Origin of the sequence: Romboutsia timonensis (genome assembly GCF_900106845.1) — a bacterium.
In the GTDB taxonomy this organism is placed as follows: domain Bacteria; phylum Bacillota; class Clostridia; order Peptostreptococcales; family Peptostreptococcaceae; genus Romboutsia; species Romboutsia timonensis.
Map to the genome: position 1 here is coordinate 608,903 of NZ_LT629850.1, position 18,941 is coordinate 627,843.

Here is an 18,941-nt window from a genome sequence, read left to right on the forward strand (position 1 = left end):
AAAAATATGAAATACAGTTATGCATATATTTTATTATATATACATAATTGTATTTTTTTGTTTTTATGAATACCTTAATATACCTGATATTATAAACAATTATATTTACAATTAAATATATAAATAAGTTATAAAATGCAAGAAAAAAATACAACTAATCATTTGTCAAAAGAATAGCTACAATATACACAAAAGGCTGATTAAAAATGCANTCTTTATATTTTTATCTATAATATTAGTATATTCTTATTACTCTAACAGAAATACTATACAAGAAATTGAAACTATAAATACTAAATTAGCATCCAATGATACTAGAGTTAATAATAATATAAATATGGATAATTTTAAGAATATAAAAATTGGTGACAATAAAGCTTATGTAATATCTAATATAGGGAAACCATCGAGAATCGATTATAGTGAGTATAATTTTAAATGGTATGTATATAATGAGGATTTAAATAAATTTGCAATGGTAGGAATAGAGGAGGATAATGTAGTAGCTCTTTATAGTAATGGAATTGATAGTAATGAAATAGATGTAAAATTAAACTCAAATAGAGATTTTGTAAGAGAAAAATACAGTCCATTAGAATATAAGAAAAAGGGAAATACTAGATATGTTATAAACTCTGACAATCAATATGATATATTAGAAATTGGAAAAAACTATGTAACAGTTTTTTATGATATACATGAAGATAATAAAGTATGTGGATACCAAATTATAAGTAAAAAAGCAGAATCAACATTAAATGGAATCTATCCACAAGGAAATGATAGATTACAAGAAAGTTTTGAAGCTCAAACTAAAGACCTTGTAAATACTGAACGTACAAAAAATAATTTAAATATATTATCTTATAGTGAAAAAGCAACTACTAGCTCAAGAAAGCATAGTGAAGATATGATGATAAAAAATTATTTTGATCATACTAATAAAGAAAATAAAAGTCCTTTCGATAGGATGGAAGAAGAAGGTATAAATTACAAAAATGCAGGAGAAAATATTGCAGCAGGGCAAAGCAGCGCAATATATGCACATCATGCATGGATGAACTCTTTAGGACATAGAAAAAATATTTTAGGGGATTATAAGTATATAGGAGTTGGTGTTATATTTGGAGGATATTATAACATATACTATACTCAAAATTTTTACACATAGACATACATGAAAGGAAGTCATAACTATGTTTAAGTACAAAAAAATCACACTTATAATTACAGCTGTATTAGTTTTTTTTAGCAATTCGTTTATGTATGCCGAATCTATAAATGATGAAGAGGTATTTATAAAAAATGGTTCAAGAGATAAAAAGCTAATAGCACTAACATTTGATGATGGACCTCACCCAAAAGAAACTAATCAAGTTTTAGATGTACTTAATAAGTACAATGTAAAAGGTACTTTTTTTATAGCTGGAAAACATGCTAATTGGTATCCAAATCCTTTAGTTAGAGCAAGTAAAGAGGGACATGAAATAGGAAATCACACATTTAATCATCCAGATATAACTAACTTGACAAATGCACAGTTAGAAGAAGAAATATTAAAATGTGAAGAGATACTTATAAAACTAACTGGTAAAAAGCCAACATTATTTAGACCACCATATGGTAGTTATAAACAAGAAGAATTAGCATCGATAGCAAAAAAACTTAATTATAAAATAGTATTATGGACTACTGTAGATGCTAGGGATTGGCAAAATCCAGCTGCAGAAGTTATAGCAAATAAAATAATAAATAATGCAAAAAATGGGGATATAATACTTTTACATGATTATGCAACTAATAATACTGTTGCTGCATTAGATATATTAATTCCTAAAATGATGGATCAAGGTTTTGAATTTGTAACAGTATCACAGATAATAGATAAATAATTAGAAAAAATTATAATGCTATACCTAAGGAGGTATAGCATTTTTTATGTATAAGGAAATTATAGCATGAATATATTTATTGATAACCTATGAATATAAATAATATAAATAACTTTAGAAATAAAATAGAAAAATGTTTTGTAAAAATAATTAAGTTAGCAGAATTTATTGCTAATGAATATTTAAATATGATTAACATATATATTAGATATAGTGAATAAAAATTGAGCAAGGGGGGAATTAGCATAAAATAAACTGAAAAATATAACATTTTTTTAAAAATGTAATATATTATAATAAGACTATCTTGAAAAGGATTGATTTAATGTATAACAAAATATATGAAAGAAAAGAATTTATGATATTTCAAGTTAGAGAAGGTTATATAGTTTATAATGCTAAAAAAAGTTTTCAAGAAGGTCACACTCATCTTAAGCATTTTGAAGCTGCAAAAACAGCAATAGATTTAGTTATCAGAAAAAAGATTCCCAAAAGTACTCATGGATACTATTTAACTAGTCTCATTCGATTAAGTGAAGATGATTGTTATATAAATAAGATAAAAGAGTTAATGGAATCAAGAGCACAAAAAGGCAAAAAAGATAAGTACTATAACTCGAGAAATAAACTATGAAAAGGAGCTTAGGCTCCTTTTTTATTTTTATTATAAACTACTTGCTTAAGGATGTATTAGACTTATTTGAATAAATAATATTTATATATTCACTTCTAGATACCAAGTAAGTTGATATACCTTTTTTATTATATTCTTTAAGTTTTATTATGGCCTCATGTTTTGACATGGGAGGCGATATAGATTTATTATCAGATCTTATAATCATATACTTATTCATATTTAGCCTCCAAAAATATAATATATTTAAGAATATTTTCTCTATATAAATAGATATTTATACTAAAAATAAATACGCTATATTTGACTAAAATGACTATGTTGACATACATTTCTACAAAAATATATAATTATAAATATATAGTGATATAGAAAAAAGAGATTATATAAAGAAAATTTATAGATAACTCTTAAATTTTTAATTTTATAGATTTAAATGATTAAATAAAATAATAAAAGTTAAGCTTTGATTATACAGGGAGGGAATAGTAGTGATTTTAATGATTGATAATTACGATTCATTTGTGTACAACCTAGTTCAATATATTGGAGAATTAGGAGAAGAAGTTTTAGTAAAAAGAAATGACGAAATAACTATAGAGGAAATAAAAGAGTTAGATCCTGAGATAATAGTTTTATCTCCAGGTCCATGCTCACCAAAAGAATCAGGTATATGTATAGATGTTGTAAATAATTTCAAAGGTATAAAGCCTATACTTGGAATTTGTTTAGGTCATCAAACAATAGGCCATGTATTTGGAGGAAATGTTATAAAAGCAAATCAACCTGTACATGGAAAAGTGCATAGTATAAAACATACAAATAAAGGTGTTTTTAAAAATCTTAATAACCCATTAAATGTTACTAGATATCATTCATTAGTTGTAGATATTGACACACTTCCTGAAGATTTAGAGGTTACCGCTATAACTGATAAAAATGAAATAATGGGAATAAAACATAAAATGTATTTAATAGAAGGTGTACAGTTCCATCCAGAAGCAATATTATCAGAGCAAGGTCATGATATATTGAGAAACTTTATAAAAGATGCTAGAGAAAGGATGGATATATAATATGATAAAAGAAATAAAAACTAAGTTAAGTTCCTTTGAGATATTTACCATATTTAGAAATGAAGAAAATAGTTTTATATTAGATAGTGCTATGGATAAAAAGAAATTAGGAAGATTTTCTTTTATAAGTAGTAATCCATTTAAAGTATTAAAGTATAAAAATACTTTAAATAACCCATTAGATAATTTACAAGAAGAATTAAAAAAATATAAGGTTGAGAATAAAACCCATTTACCATTTATAGGAGGAGCAGTTGGATACTTATCTTATGATTTAGGTAACTATATAGAAACATTACCTAGAACTGCTATTGATGATACTAATGTATATGATTTATACTTTGGGCTTTATAATTGGGTAATTGTAGTAGACCATTTAGAAAATAAAACCTATATAGCGACACCAGATTTAGATATTGAAGAAGAAAATAAAATAATTAGAAAGATAGAAGATCAAATAAATGAAGCTGAAAGAGCAGGCATAGATAGTATATGCTACGAAGAAAAAGATGTGGAAAAAACTAGATTGAAATCAAACTTTACTAAAAGTGAATTTGAAGATGCAGTAAGAAAAGTTCAAGATTATATAAGACAAGGTGATATATATCAAGCTAATCTAACTCAAAGATTTAGTGGTAAAACAACTTTATCAAGTTATGAATTATACCGAGATCTAAGAAGATTTAGCCCAGCACCATTTGGAGCATTTTTAAACTTTGAGCACAGTCAGATATTATCAAATTCTCCTGAAAGATTTATAAAGTGTGTAGATAATAAGGTTGAAACTAGACCAATAAAAGGAACAAGACCTAGAGGAAAAAATAGAGAAGAAGACTTAAGGCTTCAAGAAGAATTGAGAAATAGTGAAAAAGATAGAGCGGAGCTTCTTATGATAGTAGACCTAGAAAGAAATGATATAGGTAGAATTTCAAAAATAGGAAGTGTCAAAGTACCTGAATTATTTGTTATAGAACCTTATGCAAATGTAAATCACCTGGTAGCTACTGTAGTTGGAGAACTAGAAGAAAATAAAGACTGTATAGATGTAATAAAAGCAACATTCCCAGGAGGATCTATAACTGGAGCTCCTAAAATTAGGTCTATGGAAATAATAGATGAATTAGAACCAACGCAAAGAAATGTTTATACAGGTTCTATAGGATATATTGGATTTAATGGAGATATGGATTTAAATATAGCTATAAGAACTATTGTAAAACAAGATGATAATGTATACTTCCAAGTTGGTGGAGGTATGACTTGGGATTCAAATCCAGAAGATGAATATCAAGAAACTTTAGATAAGGCTCAATCTATAATGAAAGCATTAAGAGGTTACTATGAAGAATAATATATCTTTTAATAGTAAATTAAGTAAATTTGGGATAGGTCTATTTGAAACTATAAAAATAGAAAATGAGCCTATAGATTTTGATTTACATATGAATAGACTATATAATTCTGTAAGAGATTTAAATATAAAAATTGATATAGATAAAAGTACTTTAAAAGATAAAGTTTTAATGTATATAAAACATAATAATATAAAAAATAAAGCTTTAAGAGTAACTCTATTTGATGAAGGATATAACATATCAACTAGAGATATTATTTATAATGATAAAATGTATAATGAAGGGTTTAAATTAACTATTTCCCCTATAAAAAGAGGAGATAGTATAATATATAGGCATAAAACAACTAATTATTTTGAAAATATATATACTAAAGAATATGCTACTAAAAATGGATTTGATGATGCGATATTTTTGAGTACAGAAGGCAAAATATTAGAGTGCTCTATGTGCAATATATTTTTTATAAAATATAATAAGATATATACGCCAAAAGATGAATTACCAATATTAAATGGTATAATGAAAAAAAGGATAGAAGATATTTGCATTGAACTAAATATAGAGGTAGTAAAAAAAGAAATATACATAGATGAAATAAATGATTTTGAATTTTCTTTTGTAACTAATAGTTTAATGGGAGCTATGAAAGTAAAATTAATAGAAAATACAAAGTATAATAATGATAATATATTATTTAAAAAAATATTATCCAAATTAACTTAAAATATTTATTGGAGAATATATATGAAAAATAGTATTTATAATATTTATAATAAAGAAATTAAAAAAATCATAAATAATGAAAATACTAAGGCTATATACTTAGTAGGGTCATCTAAAAATGTTGATTTACAATCAGATAACACATCAGTTAATGATATTGATTTGTTTGTTTTTACAAAGAATGGAGATAAACAAACTAGGATAGTAAAATATATAGAAAATATTGAATTTGATATAAATTATTTTTCTGAAAAAGGGGTACAGAAATTTATAAACGAAAAAGAATATTTTTTCTTAAAAGAGATGAAAAATCCAAAAGTAGTATATGATAAATTGGGAATATCAAAGCACATAATAGGTTTATGTAAAGAAAAATTCACAGAAGGTCCAAATAAATTATCAAGAGAAGATATAAACTTATTAGAAGCTAATCTCTATGCTAAAATAGAGGATCTAAAGAATAAAGAAAAATTTGATGCTTTTGAATATGAATTTTTGACTAATTTATATTTAAAAGATATAATAGTTGGGTATTTTATTATAAATAATAAATGGCTACCTAAAGATAAAAAGTTATTCAAAAGCTTGAAAGATGAAAATATAGAATTATTTAGATTATGCAAAAAAGTCATTGAAACCTATGAGTATAAAGACTTGATAAATGTATATAAGTATATATTCATATAATAAATTATAAATCAAGGGGGCTAACTAAATGAGCAATGTAGATAAAGATAAAATAAAAAGAGCAGTTAGAGATATATTAGAAGCAATAGGAGAAGATCCAGATAGAGAAGGATTATTAGATACACCAGATAGAGTAGCTAGAATGTATGAAGAAATATATTCAGGTATTCATCAAGATCCTAGAGAACATTTAAAAGTAATATTCCAAGATGAAGAACATGAAGAGTTAGTTTTAGTAAGAGATGTTCCATTTTATTCATGTTGTGAGCATCATTTAGTTCCATTCTTTGGAAAAGCACATATAGCTTATTTACCAAAAGAAGGAAGGCTTACTGGTCTTTCAAAACTTGCTAGAGTAATAGAAACTTTAGCTAAAAGGCCACAACTACAAGAAAGAATAACTAAATATGCAGCAGATATAATAATGGAAGAACTTAATCCATATGGAGTTATAGTTGTTGTTGAAGCAGAACATATGTGTATGACTATGAGAGGGGTTAAAAAGCCTGGATCAAAAACTATAACGTCAGCAGTTAGAGGTATATTTGAAAAAGATATAGCTGCAAGGGCTGAAGCTATGAGTTTAATAACTATGAAATAATAAAATAGGAGATATACAATATGTTTGATTATAATAAAAGAACTTATATAATGGGAATATTAAATGTTACTCCTGATAGTTTTTCTGATGGAGGTAAATTTAATAGCATAGATGAAGCTTTAAAGCATGCTATTAAAATGGTTGAAGAAGGCGCAGATATAATAGATTTAGGTGGAGAATCAACAAGACCAGGACATAGCTATGTAGATGCAGATGAAGAATTAAGAAGAGTAATACCTGTTATAAAAAAGCTTAAAGAAGAGTTAGATACACCTATATCTGTAGATACTTATAAAGCGAAAGTTGCAGATGAAAGTTTAAAATTAGGTGTAGAAATGATAAATGATGTGTGGGGTCTTACAAAAGATAAAGATATGGCAAGTGTAATAGCAAAGCACAATGCTTATGTTTGTATAATGCATAATCAAGATGATACTGAGTATGATAAGGATATAATGGAATCTATAAAAGAATTCTTACTAGAAAGTATAAATATAGCTATAGAAGCTGGAATAGATAAAAATAAAATTGTTTTAGACCCAGGTATAGGATTTGGAAAAACTTATGAACAAAACCTAGAAGTATTAAAAAGGTTAGGTGAGTTAAAAACGTTAGGATATCCTATACTTCTTGGCACATCTAGAAAATCAGTAATAGGAAATACGCTAGATCTACCTCCACAAGAAAGAGTAGAAGGAACTATAGCAACTACTGTTTTAGGAATAAGAGATGGGGTAGATATAGTAAGAGTTCATGACGTAGAGAAAAATTTAAGAGCAGCTAAGATGGCTGATGCTATATATAGAGGATAGCAAGAACTAGTAAAGGAGTATATAGGTGATGAAAAAAAACCTATTTGATAGAAACTTAAAAATAGAAATTACTACAGATAATAAAAAGTTAACTGTAAAAGAAGATAAAATTATAATAGCAGGACCTTGCGCTATTGAAAGTTATGACCAATTACTTAAAACTGCAGAGTTTGTAAAAAGTAAAGGTGCAAATATCCTAAGAGGTGGAGCATATAAGCCAAGAACATCTCCAAATTCTTTTCAAGGACTAAAAGAAGAAGGTCTTGAAATATTAAAAGCAGTAAAAAAAGAAACGGGGATGGCTGTTATAACAGAGTTAATGGATATAAGAGAGCTTGATAAATTATATGAGGTTACAGATATAATTCAAATAGGTTCTAGAAATATGCAAAACTTTAATTTATTAACAGAAGTTGGAAAACAAGATAAGCCTGTTATGTTAAAAAGAGGTCTGTCGGCAACTATAGGAGAATGGATAGGTGCTGCTGAGTATATAGCTGTAGAAGGAAATAGTAAAATTATAATGTGTGAAAGAGGTATAAGAACGTATAATGATTATACTAGAAATACATTAGATTTAGCTGCAGTACCTATTATACAAAAAGAAACTGGACTTCCTGTAGTAGTTGATCCATCTCATGGTACTGGTGTTAGATACTTAATAAAACCGATGTCTATAGGAGCATTTGCAGTTGGTGCTGATGGAATTATGGTAGAAGTACATCCAGAACCAGAAAATGCACTATCAGATGGTATGCAATCCCTTAATTTTAGTGAATTTGAAGATTTAATAAATTCTATAAAATAAATCATAAAAAGAGGTAAATTACCTCTTTTTTTATGACTAAAAAAGTATTAAATAATAAAAAAAATGTAAATACTTAATTATATATATAAAAATATTTAAGTATTTTAAAATATATTTTTTTAAAAAAAAGAAGGAATTTACCAAAAAAAGTCGAATTATGAATAATGAGCATTTGACAAATTTAGAATATAATGTAAAATAGATATGTTAAGATAAAAAAACACCAGAAGGTGATAATATGAATGATATAAAAGATATTATAGAAGAAATAAAAAGTCGATGTGATATAGCAAATGTTATATCTAGCTATATAAACATAAAACCATCAGGGGCAAATTATAAAGGATTATGTCCTTTCCATGGTGAAAAAACGCCATCTTTCTACATAAACACATCAAAACAAATTTATAAATGCTTTGGATGTGGTGAAGGTGGAGATGTTATAAATTTTGTAATGAGAATTGAAAACTTAGATTTTATGGATGCAGTGAAATTATTAGCTAATAGATGTGGGATAGAAATCAATACTCATGTAGATGAATCCACAAAGGAAAGAATGGAAAAATCTAAAAAATTTCAAGACATACATGTAGAAGCAGCAAGGTTTTATTTTTCAAATCTTATAAAAAGTAAAAATCCAGGATATGAATATCTAAGAAAAAGAGGATTAGATGATAAAATCATAAAAAAATTTGGTTTAGGATATTCGCTAGATTCATGGAACTCACTTATGAATTATCTAATATCGATAGGATATAAAAATGAAGATTTAATAGAGTGCGGTTTATTTGGATATAAAAGTGAGACTAAAAAGATTTATGACAAGTTTAGAAATAGAGTAATGTTTCCTATATTTGACTATAGGGGAAATGTAATAGGATTTGGTGGAAGAGTACTAGATGACTCTTTACCTAAGTATCTAAATTCTCCAGATACACTAATATTCAACAAAAGACAAAATTTATATGGATTAAATTTTGCTAGAAAAGAGATAAAAGATAGAAGTGTGATATTAGTAGAAGGATATATGGACTTAATATCACTTTATCAATATGGAATAAAAAATGTAGTAGCTACTCTAGGAACAGCCTTAACTGATGGACAAGGAAGTTTGATAAAAAGATATGCAGATACAGTTATTATATCATATGATTCGGATGAAGCAGGTATTAAAGCAACCCTAAGAGCTATAGAAATACTTAATAAGTTAGATATTAATGTTAAAGTATTAAATTTAAAGGAGTGTAAAGATCCTGATGAATTTATACGAAAATATGGAGTTTTGGAATTTGAAAAAGAAATCCAAAATTCAACTCATTATATAAAATATAAAATAGACAATTTAAAAAGAAACTTTAACATACAAAAAGATGAAGAACGAGTAAAATTTGCAAAAGAAGCATCAAAAATAATAAAAGAAATAAAAAGCCCGGTAGAAGTTGATTATTATACTAAATACTTAAGTGAACAAATCGATATAAGTGTTGAATCTATAAAGAAAGAAGTCTATGGTAAATATTACAACGGGAATCAAAATAAAAACAACAAAAATAATAAATATATATATAAGAAAGAAGAAAAGATAATTGAAAAACCAAAAGCTATTGAAAAAGGTAAACTTCTGGTAGAAGAAAATCTTATAAAAATAATGTTAGATAGTAAAAAACATAGAGAAATAATATTATTAAAGATAAGTGAAGAAGACTTTTTAGAAAAAGATAGCAAAGAAATTGTAAATTGGTTAATTAAAAATAAAGATTTGGATAAAATAACTATTGACAAAATTAAAAGTTTAAACATATCCGAAGAATATATTAAAGGATTAGAAAGTATATCTTTAGATAATCTTGATTTAAATAATATAAAGAACATAGATGAGATAATTAAAAATATAAGGAAAAATAGTCTTAATGAAAAAATTAATATGCTATTAAAAGAGCAAATAGATATTGAAAAGAATAAAGACGTTAAAGATGCGAAAGAGGTAGATTCTAAAATTATGGAAATAGCTTTAAAAATAGTTGAATTAAGAAGACAATTACAAAGGTTATAATGGAAGGAGGTCTAAATATGGAGAATAAATCAAACAAAAAAGAATCGAAAAAAATGACAGCTAAAGGTTTAATTGAAAAAGGTAAAAAACAAGGATCTCTTACTCTTGCTGAAATAATGGAAGCTTTTTCAGAAACTGAGTTAGATAAAGATCAAGTAGAAAATCTTTATGAAACATTAGGTAACTTAGGCATAGAAGTTATAGAAAATAAAACTGATAAAGTTGATATAGATTTTGCACAAGATGATTTAGATTTAGATGACTTAGATGAAAGTATAGTAAAAGATGATACACCAATGGAAATAGAAGAAATAGATTTATCTCTTCCAAAGGGAATAAGTATTGATGACCCTGTTAGAATGTATCTAAAAGAAATAGGAAAAATACCTTTATTAAAGCCACATGAAGAAGTAGAGTTAGCTAGAAGAATGCATGAAGGTGATGAATTAGCTAAACAAAGATTAGTAGAAGCAAACTTAAGATTAGTTGTAAGTATAGCTAAAAGATATGTTGGGCGTGGAATGCTTTTCTTAGATTTAATACAAGAAGGTAACTTAGGTCTTATAAAAGCAGTTGAAAAGTTTGATTATGTAAAAGGATTCAAATTTAGTACTTATGCTACATGGTGGATAAGACAAGCTATAACTCGTGCCATAGCAGACCAAGCAAGAACTATAAGAATTCCTGTTCATATGGTTGAAACTATAAATAAATTAATAAGAGTATCAAGACAACTACTTCAAGAATTAGGAAGAGATCCAAAGCCTGAAGAAATAGCTAAAGAAATGGATATGACAGAGGATAAAGTAAGAGAAATAATGAAAATAGCTCAAGACCCAGTGTCACTTGAAACACCTATAGGTGAAGAAGAGGATAGTCATTTAGGAGACTTTATACCAGATGACGATGCTCCAGCACCAGCAGAAGCTGCGGCATACTCATTATTAAAAGAACAAATAGAAGACGTATTAGGTTCTTTAAATGAAAGAGAGCAAAAAGTATTAAAATTAAGATTTGGTCTTGAAGATGGACGTGCTAGAACTCTTGAAGAAGTAGGTAAAGAGTTCGATGTAACAAGAGAAAGAATAAGACAAATAGAAGCTAAAGCTTTAAGAAAATTAAGACATCCAAGTAGATCTAAAAAACTTAGAGATTATTTAGACTAGAATAAATATATAAATACAAAAATTCGCCTTTTGGGGCGAATTTTTGTAGCATATAGGAAATTATATATACAATATATATAGTTAATACTAGTAATTAATTATTTTTCCTCAACTTATTGATATTTAAAATTACTTTTTAGATATTAATGATTGTATAATAGTAGTATTTCAAATTTAAAATATAAATACTGTTATTATAATTGGAATAAAGAAGTATTGCTTAGTAAGAAAGGAAATTACATATGAAATTAACAGATAGATTATTAAAAATAGCAGATTTAGTTACAAAAGGTAAAAAAATAGCAGATATAGGTACGGACCATGGATATATACCTGTATATTTATTAAATAAAGGACATGTTGACTTTGCAATACTTGCAGATGTAAATAAAGGACCTCTAGAAAATGCGAGAAGTGAAGTAAGACATAATAATTTAACTGATAAAGTAGATTTAAGATTAGGTTCTGGCATAGAAGTACTTAATGAAAATGAAGTAGATGAAGTAATAATAGCTGGTATGGGAGGAATATTAATAAGTGAGTTACTAGAAGCTAAAAAGAGTGTAGCTCATAACTTAGATAAATTAATTCTTCAACCTATGCAAGCTCAAGATGAACTTAGAAAATATCTTTTAAATAATGGATATGAAATATTAGATGAAGTTTTAGTTAAAGAAGACTTTAGAATATATGAAATAATAGTAGCTAAGTATACTTCAAAAAATACTGTTGTAGATGATGAAATATACTATGAAGTTGGTAAAAAGCTTATAGAAAATAAAGACCCATTATTAAATGAATTTATAGATAAAAAAATATTTATGTATAATTCAATACTTAAAAAATTAGAAGGTAAAACTGGTGAAGAGATAGAAAAGAAAATAAAGATAAGTACTGAGAAAATTTCAAAACTTGAAAATTTAAAAAAATAAAATAAAGGGGTATAGTATGTTATTAAAAACAATTATAAAAAAGATAGAGTCTAAATATCCATTAAACTTAGCTTATGATTGGGATAATGTAGGTCTTTTAGTTGGAGACTTTGATATGAATGTAGAGAAGGTTTTAGTTGTTCTTGAAGCAAATGAAAAAGTTATAGATGAAGCTATAGAAAATAACATAGATTTAATAATAACTCATCATCCATTTATATTTAAAAAAATGAACAAGATAAATACCATGGATTTAAAAGGGAAGCTAATACATAAACTTATAAAAAATGATATAGCTCTTTATTCTATGCATACAAATTTTGATATAGCCTATGATGGATTAAACGATTATTTTATGAAGTTAATGGGATTTGAAAATTCAAAAGTATTAGAGGTAACTAATACTGAAACTTTATATAAATTAGCTGTATACGTGCCTAATACACATGTAGATAAAGTTAAAAATGCATTATCTGATGCAGGTGCAGGTCATATAGGTAACTATAGTCACTGTAGTTTTAGTTCTCAAGGTATAGGTAGTTTTAAACCACTTGATAATGCTAATCCCTATATAGGAAGTTTGGGAGAAGTAGAGCTAGTTGAAGAAGTTAAAATAGAAACTATAGTACCTAACAAAACGTTAGGGGGGGTAATAAGTTCTATGATAAAAGCTCATCCTTATGAAGAAGTTGCATATGATATATATAAACTTGAGAATAAAGGAAACTCTGTAGGTTTAGGAAGAATAAGCAAATTACAAGATAGTATAACTTTAAAGGAATTATGCAATAGTATAAAAGAAAAGCTTAATATGGAACATATCAGAGTTGTTGGTAATCTTAATGATAAAATAAATAAGGTTGCAGTAGTTACTGGATCTGGAGCAGATATGTTCAAAAAAGCCAAGAGAAGCGGTGCAGATGTATTAATAACTGGAGATATGAAATATCATGATGCTCAAGATGCACTAGATATAGGAATGAATGTAATTGACTGTGGACATTTTGATACAGAAGATATATTTAAAGATGCAATTAGTATTTATTTAGAGGATATTGAAGGGATAGAAGTTATAAAAAGTAATGTTAATTTAAATCCATTTAAAATAATATAATAAAATGAAAGTGCCATAAAAATAATTTATGGTACTTTTATTTATTTTACGATAGTTATTTAGTTATATTATTTTTTTGTAAAAGTTTCTTTACTTCATATACATCAGATTCAATTAAAGTATTAGCCTGTTCAGATATTATTTTATTATTAGCTAACTCTGATAATTTAGATATTGCTAATTCTTTTTTATATTCTCATGGTAACTCAGAGTTTAGTTGCTCAATAGCCATAACAATTTGTTTTGCAAGGTTATAGTAGTCTTTAAGTTTTTGACTTGCTATTTTTTCGTTTAAATAATTTAATAAAAAAACTATAGCTACAGTTATAATAAAGGTTATTATAGTTAACAATGGATTAAATAAAATAGAATCAAAAATTAAACCTTCTTTCTTAATTTGATGTAAAAAAAATGAAATTTTAAAATATAATTATTTTTATTTTAATAATACAAATACTATTAGTGTAGTATATGACATTTAAGAAGGAGAAGTGCTATGATAAAATATCTTGTTAAAAGAACAGTCAAAAATGAAATGTTAGAAAATAGTAAAAAAATAGCTTTTTATACAGGAATAGCAGCAGTATCCACAGTTGGAGGATATATTTCGTATAAAGCTATAAAGAAAATGAGAAGTAGAAAAGAAGATGAGATAGAATATTTAGAGTATGAAGAATACGATTCTGATGATCTAGAAAATGAGTTAGAAAAAGATGAATTAAAAGAAAAAGTAGAAGAATTTAATTCTAGAAGAATTTGTCATGAGAACTGTGAAGATGCATCACCAGGAGAAATAGAGAAACATATAAATTCTATAAAAGATGATAAAGAAAATATGAAGATAGATACAGATGAATATAAAAGTGTAGAATATGAAAACTATGAAGATGATATAGAAGAATAAAAAGGCTAAAAGCCTTTTTATTCTTATTGATAAAATAAACCTTGTAAAATATAAAAGATACTTTACAAGGTTTATTTTGATTAGGGTTAACATCCAAAAAATTATCAAGATTACTATAATGTAGTGGAATATTTTTATAAAGACTATAAAAATAAAAAGCTTAGTCAAACTTTGACTAAGCTTTTAGTATTTTAATGTCCAGTTAAATCACTTTCGTTAAATCTATTTTGAATCTTTTCAGTAACTTTATTTATCGGTTTTTTAAAGAATACTGTAAATATTACAAATACAACAATAAATATTGCTAAAGTAGAGATATCTTTTGTTAAATTTGGCATATATATTCCACCAACTGCTTCACGCATAGCAGATATTGCATATGTGAATGGTAATAGTGGATAAACATTTTGGAAAAATTGTGGAGTAACTTGTATAGGGAATGTTCCTCCTGATCCTGCAACTTGTATAACTAATAGTACAACTCCTATTGCTTTTCCAACATTTCCAAATATAGAAACTAAAGAGTAAACAATAGCTGTAAATACTATACTTGTAAATACTGATATTAGGATAAATAATGGTATATTAACTGCTTGTACTTTTAGGAAATATATATCACCTAAACTTACGATAAGAGCCTGAATTATAGTCAATGTTAAGAATGTAAGTCCTCTACCAAAATAGACTTCATTTGGTTTATAATCACCATGTACATTTGTAGATAGTAAAGACATTAAAAGTAATATACCTACCCATAAAGATAAAACTGTATAAAATGGTGCCATAGCTGAGCCATAATTTTTTATAGGATATAATCTATTTTCAACTAAATCAACAGGTTGTTTTAAGAAGTCAGAACGTTTTAAAACATCACTCTTAAGTAATGATATAAGTTCATTTACTTCACTACTATTATTTATTTTTTTCATAGAATCTACAATGGTATCTACTACAGATTTAGCATATGGTAGCTTTTCTTTTATAAATGATGCACCTTTTTCAGCACTACCACTAAAAGATAAAGTAGTATTTAATATATCTTCAACTGCTGGTAATTTTTTTTCAGCACTATCTAATACTGCTATTATATTGTCTGCAACTTTAAAACTATCTTCTATAATATTACTTATAGGACCTTGTATTTTTGAATCAAAATTATTTAATATAGATGATGTTATTGTATTTACATCACCTATAACTTTTAATAAGTTATTTAAATTAGTTAAAGGTGGTTTTTCTCCATTAGCCACTTGGTTTTTAATAGTTTGTAGTGAGCTAACTGCTGTATCTAATTTAGCACTTATACTGTTAAGTGAATCTATTACACTTTTTAACTGGTTACCAGGAACAAGTTTGTTTAATTTTTCCAAAAACTTAGTTAAAGTATTTGTACTAGATGCTAAGTCTGATAACTTAGTAGATAAATTATCTATAAGTTGAGGAGCTGATTCAGAACCTTTATTTATAGCATCTATTAAATCTGAAACTGCATTTTTAGCATTTGATGATATTTCTGATATTAATCCTAAATCATTTTTTAGAATAGGAGAAAGTTGACTTAATCCTGTTTTTGAATCATTTAAAAAGCTTTTTATATCAGACGATAAGTTTTTAGAATTAGTAATAGTATCTTTTATAAGAGGCATATCATTTTGTATGTCTTTAATTATATCTGATACTTTATCAGTTGCATCAACAGCAGTATCAACAACTTTATCTATATCTTTAAACTTACCTTGTACTTCAACTAAATTATTTTCTAAAGTTGATAGTTTAGGTAATTGTTTTTCAATTTCTATTCCTGCTTCCTTAAATGCCTTTAAAATCACTTCACTTACTGTTTTAACAACAGTTTGGTTTACTTCATTTTGAATAGTTGTAGCTCCTTTACTTGTAATTTTAGGGGCTATAGCATTTATTTTTTCGTTTACTGTATATATTATAGTACCTTTTTTTATATCTTTAGAAACTAAAGAAGTTAAATTCTCAGAAAAGTTTGAAGGTATTTCTATGTACGCATAATATTTACCAGAATTTACACCTTCTAGGGCTTTTTTTCTATCTACGAATTTCCAACCTAAATCTTTATTAGTTTTAAGTTCTTTTACTAGTTCATCACCCATATTTACCTTTTTATTCATTATTTCTGCACCAGAATCTTCATTTATAACTGCAACAGAAATATTTCCTGTGTTACCGTATGGATCCCATGAAGCTTTTATATTAAACCATGCATAAAGTGATGGTAATATACATAGGCCAATTATGATAACTAATAAAACCTTATTAGTGAAAATATCTTTTAAGTCATTTTTATATATCTTGAAAATATTTTTCACTTAAATCACCTCCAAGTTAAAATAAAGTTAGAAATCAAACTATATTCATTATAAATGGAAAATTAAATATAGTAAAGTTACAATTTGGTATCTTTTTTGACAAAAAAATACAAATTAATAAAAATATAAATTTTTATAAGAGAATCAATCTTTTTAAAAAGTTGAGTTATTTAATTGTATTTTATGTAATTTAAAGAATTTTATAGTATTAATATAAAATAAAATAGGTAAGTAAAAAAATGTTTACTTACCTATTAAAAAATAAATAGATTTGAAATTATTTGAGTATGTTCATTTAATATATTTAGCCCTATTAGAATTAATATAATACCACCTATTATCTGAGCATAATTTTTGAATACAGATCCAATTTTCTTACCAATCAATACTCCTATAAAGCAAACTAAAAATGTTATAACTCCAATTGATACACAAATTGGTATTATATCAATGTTTAAAAAAGCAAAAGTTACTCCAACTGCTAATGCATCAATGCTAGTTGCAATAGATAAAATTATTAATTCTTTATTATCTAAATATGTAGAGTTATCATTATCATCATCTTTAATAGCCTCAACTATCATTTTTATACCTAGAAAGCTTAGTAAAAAAACTGCAATCCAATGATCTATACTTCTTATGTATAACTCAAAGTTCATGCCAAATAACCACCCAATAAGAGGCATAACTGCTTGAAATAGTCCAAATAAAAATGCAATTTTAGTAGCTATTGATAAATTTATTTTTTTTAGTGTCATACCTTTAGTAACAGATACTGCAAATGCATCCATAGAAAGAGCAAACCCCGTTAATAATATACTAAAAATTCCCATATAAAACCTCCTTAAAACATGTCCTAAAATAAGTATATATTAAGTTGAGTATTATAAGTATAAAATTAATGACTTAATAAAATAATTATATATAACTTATGAGTTATAATTGTTCATAAAATTTAAAAATGATTTTACACTTAAGTAAAATATAAATGCATCTTTAAAATTCTTTAAATCTAGATTAAGATATTCTTTTATTTTTTCTAACCTATATATTAACGTATTTCTATGTAAGAACAACATATTTGAAGTTTTAGATATGTTTAAATCATTTTCTATAAAATTAATACCAGTAGTAAGTAAATTTTTATCTATATTTTTTATAATATCATATTTTATTAATGAAGAAATTTGCTTATTATTACTTGCAATAGAAGTAACTTTATACATTATTAAATCATTTAAAGTTATAAATTTACTAGTATTACTATCATTAATTATTATATCAATTAATTCATTGGTTATATTTATCTTAAAGTCTAGATTATCAATGTTAGTTATTTTTTCTAAATATATAATATAAGTTTTTGAATATGTTTCAGATTCTATAATTGTAGGAGTAGAACAGTCTATATCTAGAATATCATCAGATATTAATAGTAAATAATTATTATAATTGTATATTTGTACATCTTCATATAAATTATTAAGTATATTTTTTAAAGAATCAAAATCTAGATTTTGTTGATTAAACAAATAACAATGTCCGTTTACATGATTTAGTATACTATCTTTTAGAAATTCTATTACATAAGTTGTATTATTAAATTCAATTAAATTTTGATTAGAAGTGATCTTTTCGTTATTATATTTAAACATATTGATTTTTTTATTAGTTTCTTTTTCAAAAAACTCTATTAAGCTTTGCATAATTTACCCCCTCGAAAAATTATGAAATTTTTTATGATTATATTGCTAGTAATTTAAGTATTTTAAAGTATCTAGATTACATTAAAAAGAGTAAGATGATTAATCATCTTACTCTTTTTAATATAACATTAATTCA

General features: G+C 25.6%; 21 protein-coding genes. 16 read left to right on the forward strand and 5 right to left on the reverse strand.

The features are described 5' to 3' along the window. Nucleotides 1-337: 337 nt before the first annotated feature. The 4 genes from BN7997_RS05530 to BN7997_RS05540 all read left to right on the forward strand — a co-directional run bounded on the left by BN7997_RS05530 (nucleotide 338) and on the right by BN7997_RS05540 (nucleotide 2,526). Entirely contained in the window at nucleotides 338-1,171 is an 834-nt protein-coding gene (locus BN7997_RS05530; protein ID WP_242873391.1) for a CAP domain-containing protein, read from the forward strand. 25 nt (nucleotides 1,172-1,196) lie between these two features. Further along, nucleotides 1,197-1,892 (forward strand): polysaccharide deacetylase family protein, encoded by a 696-nt coding sequence (locus BN7997_RS05535; RefSeq protein ID WP_074010961.1) that lies wholly within the window; start codon nucleotides 1,197-1,199, stop codon nucleotides 1,890-1,892. An 89-nt stretch (nucleotides 1,893-1,981) separates the two neighbouring features. Further along, entirely contained in the window at nucleotides 1,982-2,113 is a 132-nt protein-coding gene (locus BN7997_RS16180) for a hypothetical protein (protein WP_278335238.1), read from the forward strand. Between the two features lie 104 nt (nucleotides 2,114-2,217). Continuing rightward, complete coding sequence (locus BN7997_RS05540; RefSeq protein WP_071119863.1) at nucleotides 2,218-2,526, forward strand: hypothetical protein; 309 nt, start codon at nucleotides 2,218-2,220, stop codon at nucleotides 2,524-2,526. 37 nt (nucleotides 2,527-2,563) lie between these two features. Here BN7997_RS05540 and BN7997_RS05545 read toward each other — a convergent pair whose 3' ends face one another. Further along, a complete protein-coding gene (locus tag BN7997_RS05545) occupies nucleotides 2,564-2,746 on the reverse strand; it encodes a hypothetical protein (protein ID WP_071119864.1) in 183 nt (60 codons plus the stop codon). A gap of 271 nt (nucleotides 2,747-3,017) precedes the next feature. On the opposite strand from BN7997_RS05545, the gene BN7997_RS05550 reads away from it, so the two are divergent. The 11 genes from BN7997_RS05550 (at nucleotide 3,018) to BN7997_RS05600 (ending at nucleotide 13,856) form a co-directional block, all read left to right on the forward strand. Next, on the forward strand, nucleotides 3,018-3,602 hold the full coding sequence (locus BN7997_RS05550; RefSeq protein ID WP_071119865.1) for an anthranilate synthase component II: 585 nt from the start codon (nucleotides 3,018-3,020) through the stop codon (nucleotides 3,600-3,602). Nucleotide 3,603: 1 nt separating this feature from the next. Next, complete coding sequence (pabB, locus tag BN7997_RS05555; RefSeq protein WP_071119866.1) at nucleotides 3,604-4,953, forward strand: aminodeoxychorismate synthase component I; 1,350 nt, start codon at nucleotides 3,604-3,606, stop codon at nucleotides 4,951-4,953. Further along, entirely contained in the window at nucleotides 4,943-5,683 is a 741-nt protein-coding gene (locus BN7997_RS05560) for an aminotransferase class IV (protein ID WP_071119867.1), read from the forward strand. The genes pabB and BN7997_RS05560 overlap by 11 nt, the downstream gene beginning before the upstream one ends. Before the next feature lie 21 nt (nucleotides 5,684-5,704). Further along, nucleotides 5,705-6,370: a hypothetical protein gene (locus tag BN7997_RS05565; protein ID WP_071119868.1), complete on the forward strand. Its 666-nt coding sequence runs from the start codon at nucleotides 5,705-5,707 to the stop codon at nucleotides 6,368-6,370. Between the two features lie 28 nt (nucleotides 6,371-6,398). Next, entirely contained in the window at nucleotides 6,399-6,971 is a 573-nt protein-coding gene (gene folE, locus BN7997_RS05570; protein WP_071119869.1) for a GTP cyclohydrolase I FolE, read from the forward strand. Nucleotides 6,972-6,991: 20 nt separating this feature from the next. Beyond that, complete coding sequence (folP, locus tag BN7997_RS05575) at nucleotides 6,992-7,783, forward strand: dihydropteroate synthase (RefSeq protein WP_071119870.1); 792 nt, start codon at nucleotides 6,992-6,994, stop codon at nucleotides 7,781-7,783. A 28-nt stretch (nucleotides 7,784-7,811) separates the two neighbouring features. Beyond that, nucleotides 7,812-8,591 (forward strand): 3-deoxy-7-phosphoheptulonate synthase, encoded by a 780-nt coding sequence (gene aroF / locus BN7997_RS05580; RefSeq protein WP_071119871.1) that lies wholly within the window; start codon nucleotides 7,812-7,814, stop codon nucleotides 8,589-8,591. Between the two features lie 238 nt (nucleotides 8,592-8,829). Then, on the forward strand, nucleotides 8,830-10,644 hold the full coding sequence (dnaG, locus tag BN7997_RS05585; protein WP_071119872.1) for a DNA primase: 1,815 nt from the start codon (nucleotides 8,830-8,832) through the stop codon (nucleotides 10,642-10,644). 17 nt (nucleotides 10,645-10,661) lie between these two features. After that, nucleotides 10,662-11,810, forward strand: coding sequence for an RNA polymerase sigma factor RpoD (rpoD, locus tag BN7997_RS05590; protein ID WP_071119873.1), 1,149 nt, complete (start codon nucleotides 10,662-10,664; stop codon nucleotides 11,808-11,810). Nucleotides 11,811-12,052: 242 nt separating this feature from the next. Further along, nucleotides 12,053-12,742, forward strand: coding sequence for a tRNA (adenine(22)-N(1))-methyltransferase (locus BN7997_RS05595; RefSeq protein ID WP_071119874.1), 690 nt, complete (start codon nucleotides 12,053-12,055; stop codon nucleotides 12,740-12,742). 16 nt (nucleotides 12,743-12,758) lie between these two features. Beyond that, a complete protein-coding gene (locus BN7997_RS05600; protein ID WP_071119875.1) occupies nucleotides 12,759-13,856 on the forward strand; it encodes a Nif3-like dinuclear metal center hexameric protein in 1,098 nt (365 codons plus the stop codon). Nucleotides 13,857-14,052: 196 nt separating this feature from the next. Here the strand turns inward: BN7997_RS05600 and BN7997_RS15875 are convergent, their stop codons facing one another. Next, on the reverse strand, nucleotides 14,053-14,208 hold the full coding sequence (locus BN7997_RS15875) for a hypothetical protein (protein WP_207645581.1): 156 nt from the start codon (nucleotides 14,206-14,208) through the stop codon (nucleotides 14,053-14,055). 144 nt (nucleotides 14,209-14,352) lie between these two features. Here BN7997_RS15875 and BN7997_RS05605 point away from each other — a divergent pair, with 144 nt between their 5' ends. Next, entirely contained in the window at nucleotides 14,353-14,760 is a 408-nt protein-coding gene (locus tag BN7997_RS05605; RefSeq protein ID WP_071119876.1) for a hypothetical protein, read from the forward strand. Nucleotides 14,761-14,951: 191 nt separating this feature from the next. Here the strand turns inward: BN7997_RS05605 and BN7997_RS05610 are convergent, their stop codons facing one another. The 3 genes from BN7997_RS05610 to BN7997_RS05620 form a co-directional block, all read right to left on the reverse strand. After that, a complete protein-coding gene (locus tag BN7997_RS05610) occupies nucleotides 14,952-17,099 on the reverse strand; it encodes a YhgE/Pip domain-containing protein (RefSeq protein WP_071119877.1) in 2,148 nt (715 codons plus the stop codon). 254 nt (nucleotides 17,100-17,353) lie between these two features. Continuing rightward, nucleotides 17,354-17,932, reverse strand: a complete 579-nt coding sequence (locus tag BN7997_RS05615; protein ID WP_071119878.1) for a manganese efflux pump MntP — start codon at nucleotides 17,930-17,932, stop codon at nucleotides 17,354-17,356. A 96-nt stretch (nucleotides 17,933-18,028) separates the two neighbouring features. Beyond that, nucleotides 18,029-18,805 carry a PucR family transcriptional regulator gene (locus tag BN7997_RS05620; RefSeq protein WP_071119879.1) on the reverse strand — a complete coding sequence of 259 codons (777 nt, stop codon included), beginning with the start codon at nucleotides 18,803-18,805 and terminating at the stop codon, nucleotides 18,029-18,031. Between the last annotated feature and the right edge of the window lie 136 nt (nucleotides 18,806-18,941).

What these genes read in the sequence shown, in the direction of transcription:
- BN7997_RS05615 (WP_071119878.1), bottom strand. Translation starts at nt 17,932, where the DNA reads ATGGGAATTTTTAGTATATTATTAACGGGGTTTGCTCTTTCTATGGAT.
- BN7997_RS05595 (WP_071119874.1), top strand. Translation starts at nt 12,053, where the DNA reads ATGAAATTAACAGATAGATTATTAAAAATAGCAGATTTAGTTACAAAA.
- BN7997_RS05560 (WP_071119867.1), top strand. Translation starts at nt 4,943, where the DNA reads ATGAAGAATAATATATCTTTTAATAGTAAATTAAGTAAATTTGGGATA.
- BN7997_RS05540 (WP_071119863.1), top strand. Translation starts at nt 2,218, where the DNA reads ATGTATAACAAAATATATGAAAGAAAAGAATTTATGATATTTCAAGTT.
- folP (WP_071119870.1), top strand. Translation starts at nt 6,992, where the DNA reads ATGTTTGATTATAATAAAAGAACTTATATAATGGGAATATTAAATGTT.
- BN7997_RS05545 (WP_071119864.1), bottom strand. Translation starts at nt 2,746, where the DNA reads ATGAATAAGTATATGATTATAAGATCTGATAATAAATCTATATCGCCT.
- folE (WP_071119869.1), top strand. Translation starts at nt 6,399, where the DNA reads ATGAGCAATGTAGATAAAGATAAAATAAAAAGAGCAGTTAGAGATATA.
- BN7997_RS05535 (WP_074010961.1), top strand. Translation starts at nt 1,197, where the DNA reads ATGTTTAAGTACAAAAAAATCACACTTATAATTACAGCTGTATTAGTT.
- dnaG (WP_071119872.1), top strand. Translation starts at nt 8,830, where the DNA reads ATGAATGATATAAAAGATATTATAGAAGAAATAAAAAGTCGATGTGAT.
- pabB (WP_071119866.1), top strand. Translation starts at nt 3,604, where the DNA reads ATGATAAAAGAAATAAAAACTAAGTTAAGTTCCTTTGAGATATTTACC.
- rpoD (WP_071119873.1), top strand. Translation starts at nt 10,662, where the DNA reads ATGGAGAATAAATCAAACAAAAAAGAATCGAAAAAAATGACAGCTAAA.
- BN7997_RS05565 (WP_071119868.1), top strand. Translation starts at nt 5,705, where the DNA reads ATGAAAAATAGTATTTATAATATTTATAATAAAGAAATTAAAAAAATC.
- BN7997_RS05600 (WP_071119875.1), top strand. Translation starts at nt 12,759, where the DNA reads ATGTTATTAAAAACAATTATAAAAAAGATAGAGTCTAAATATCCATTA.
- BN7997_RS05605 (WP_071119876.1), top strand. Translation starts at nt 14,353, where the DNA reads ATGATAAAATATCTTGTTAAAAGAACAGTCAAAAATGAAATGTTAGAA.
- aroF (WP_071119871.1), top strand. Translation starts at nt 7,812, where the DNA reads ATGAAAAAAAACCTATTTGATAGAAACTTAAAAATAGAAATTACTACA.
- BN7997_RS05620 (WP_071119879.1), bottom strand. Translation starts at nt 18,805, where the DNA reads ATGCAAAGCTTAATAGAGTTTTTTGAAAAAGAAACTAATAAAAAAATC.
- BN7997_RS05530 (WP_242873391.1), top strand. Translation starts at nt 338, where the DNA reads ATGGATAATTTTAAGAATATAAAAATTGGTGACAATAAAGCTTATGTA.
- BN7997_RS16180 (WP_278335238.1), top strand. Translation starts at nt 1,982, where the DNA reads ATGAATATAAATAATATAAATAACTTTAGAAATAAAATAGAAAAATGT.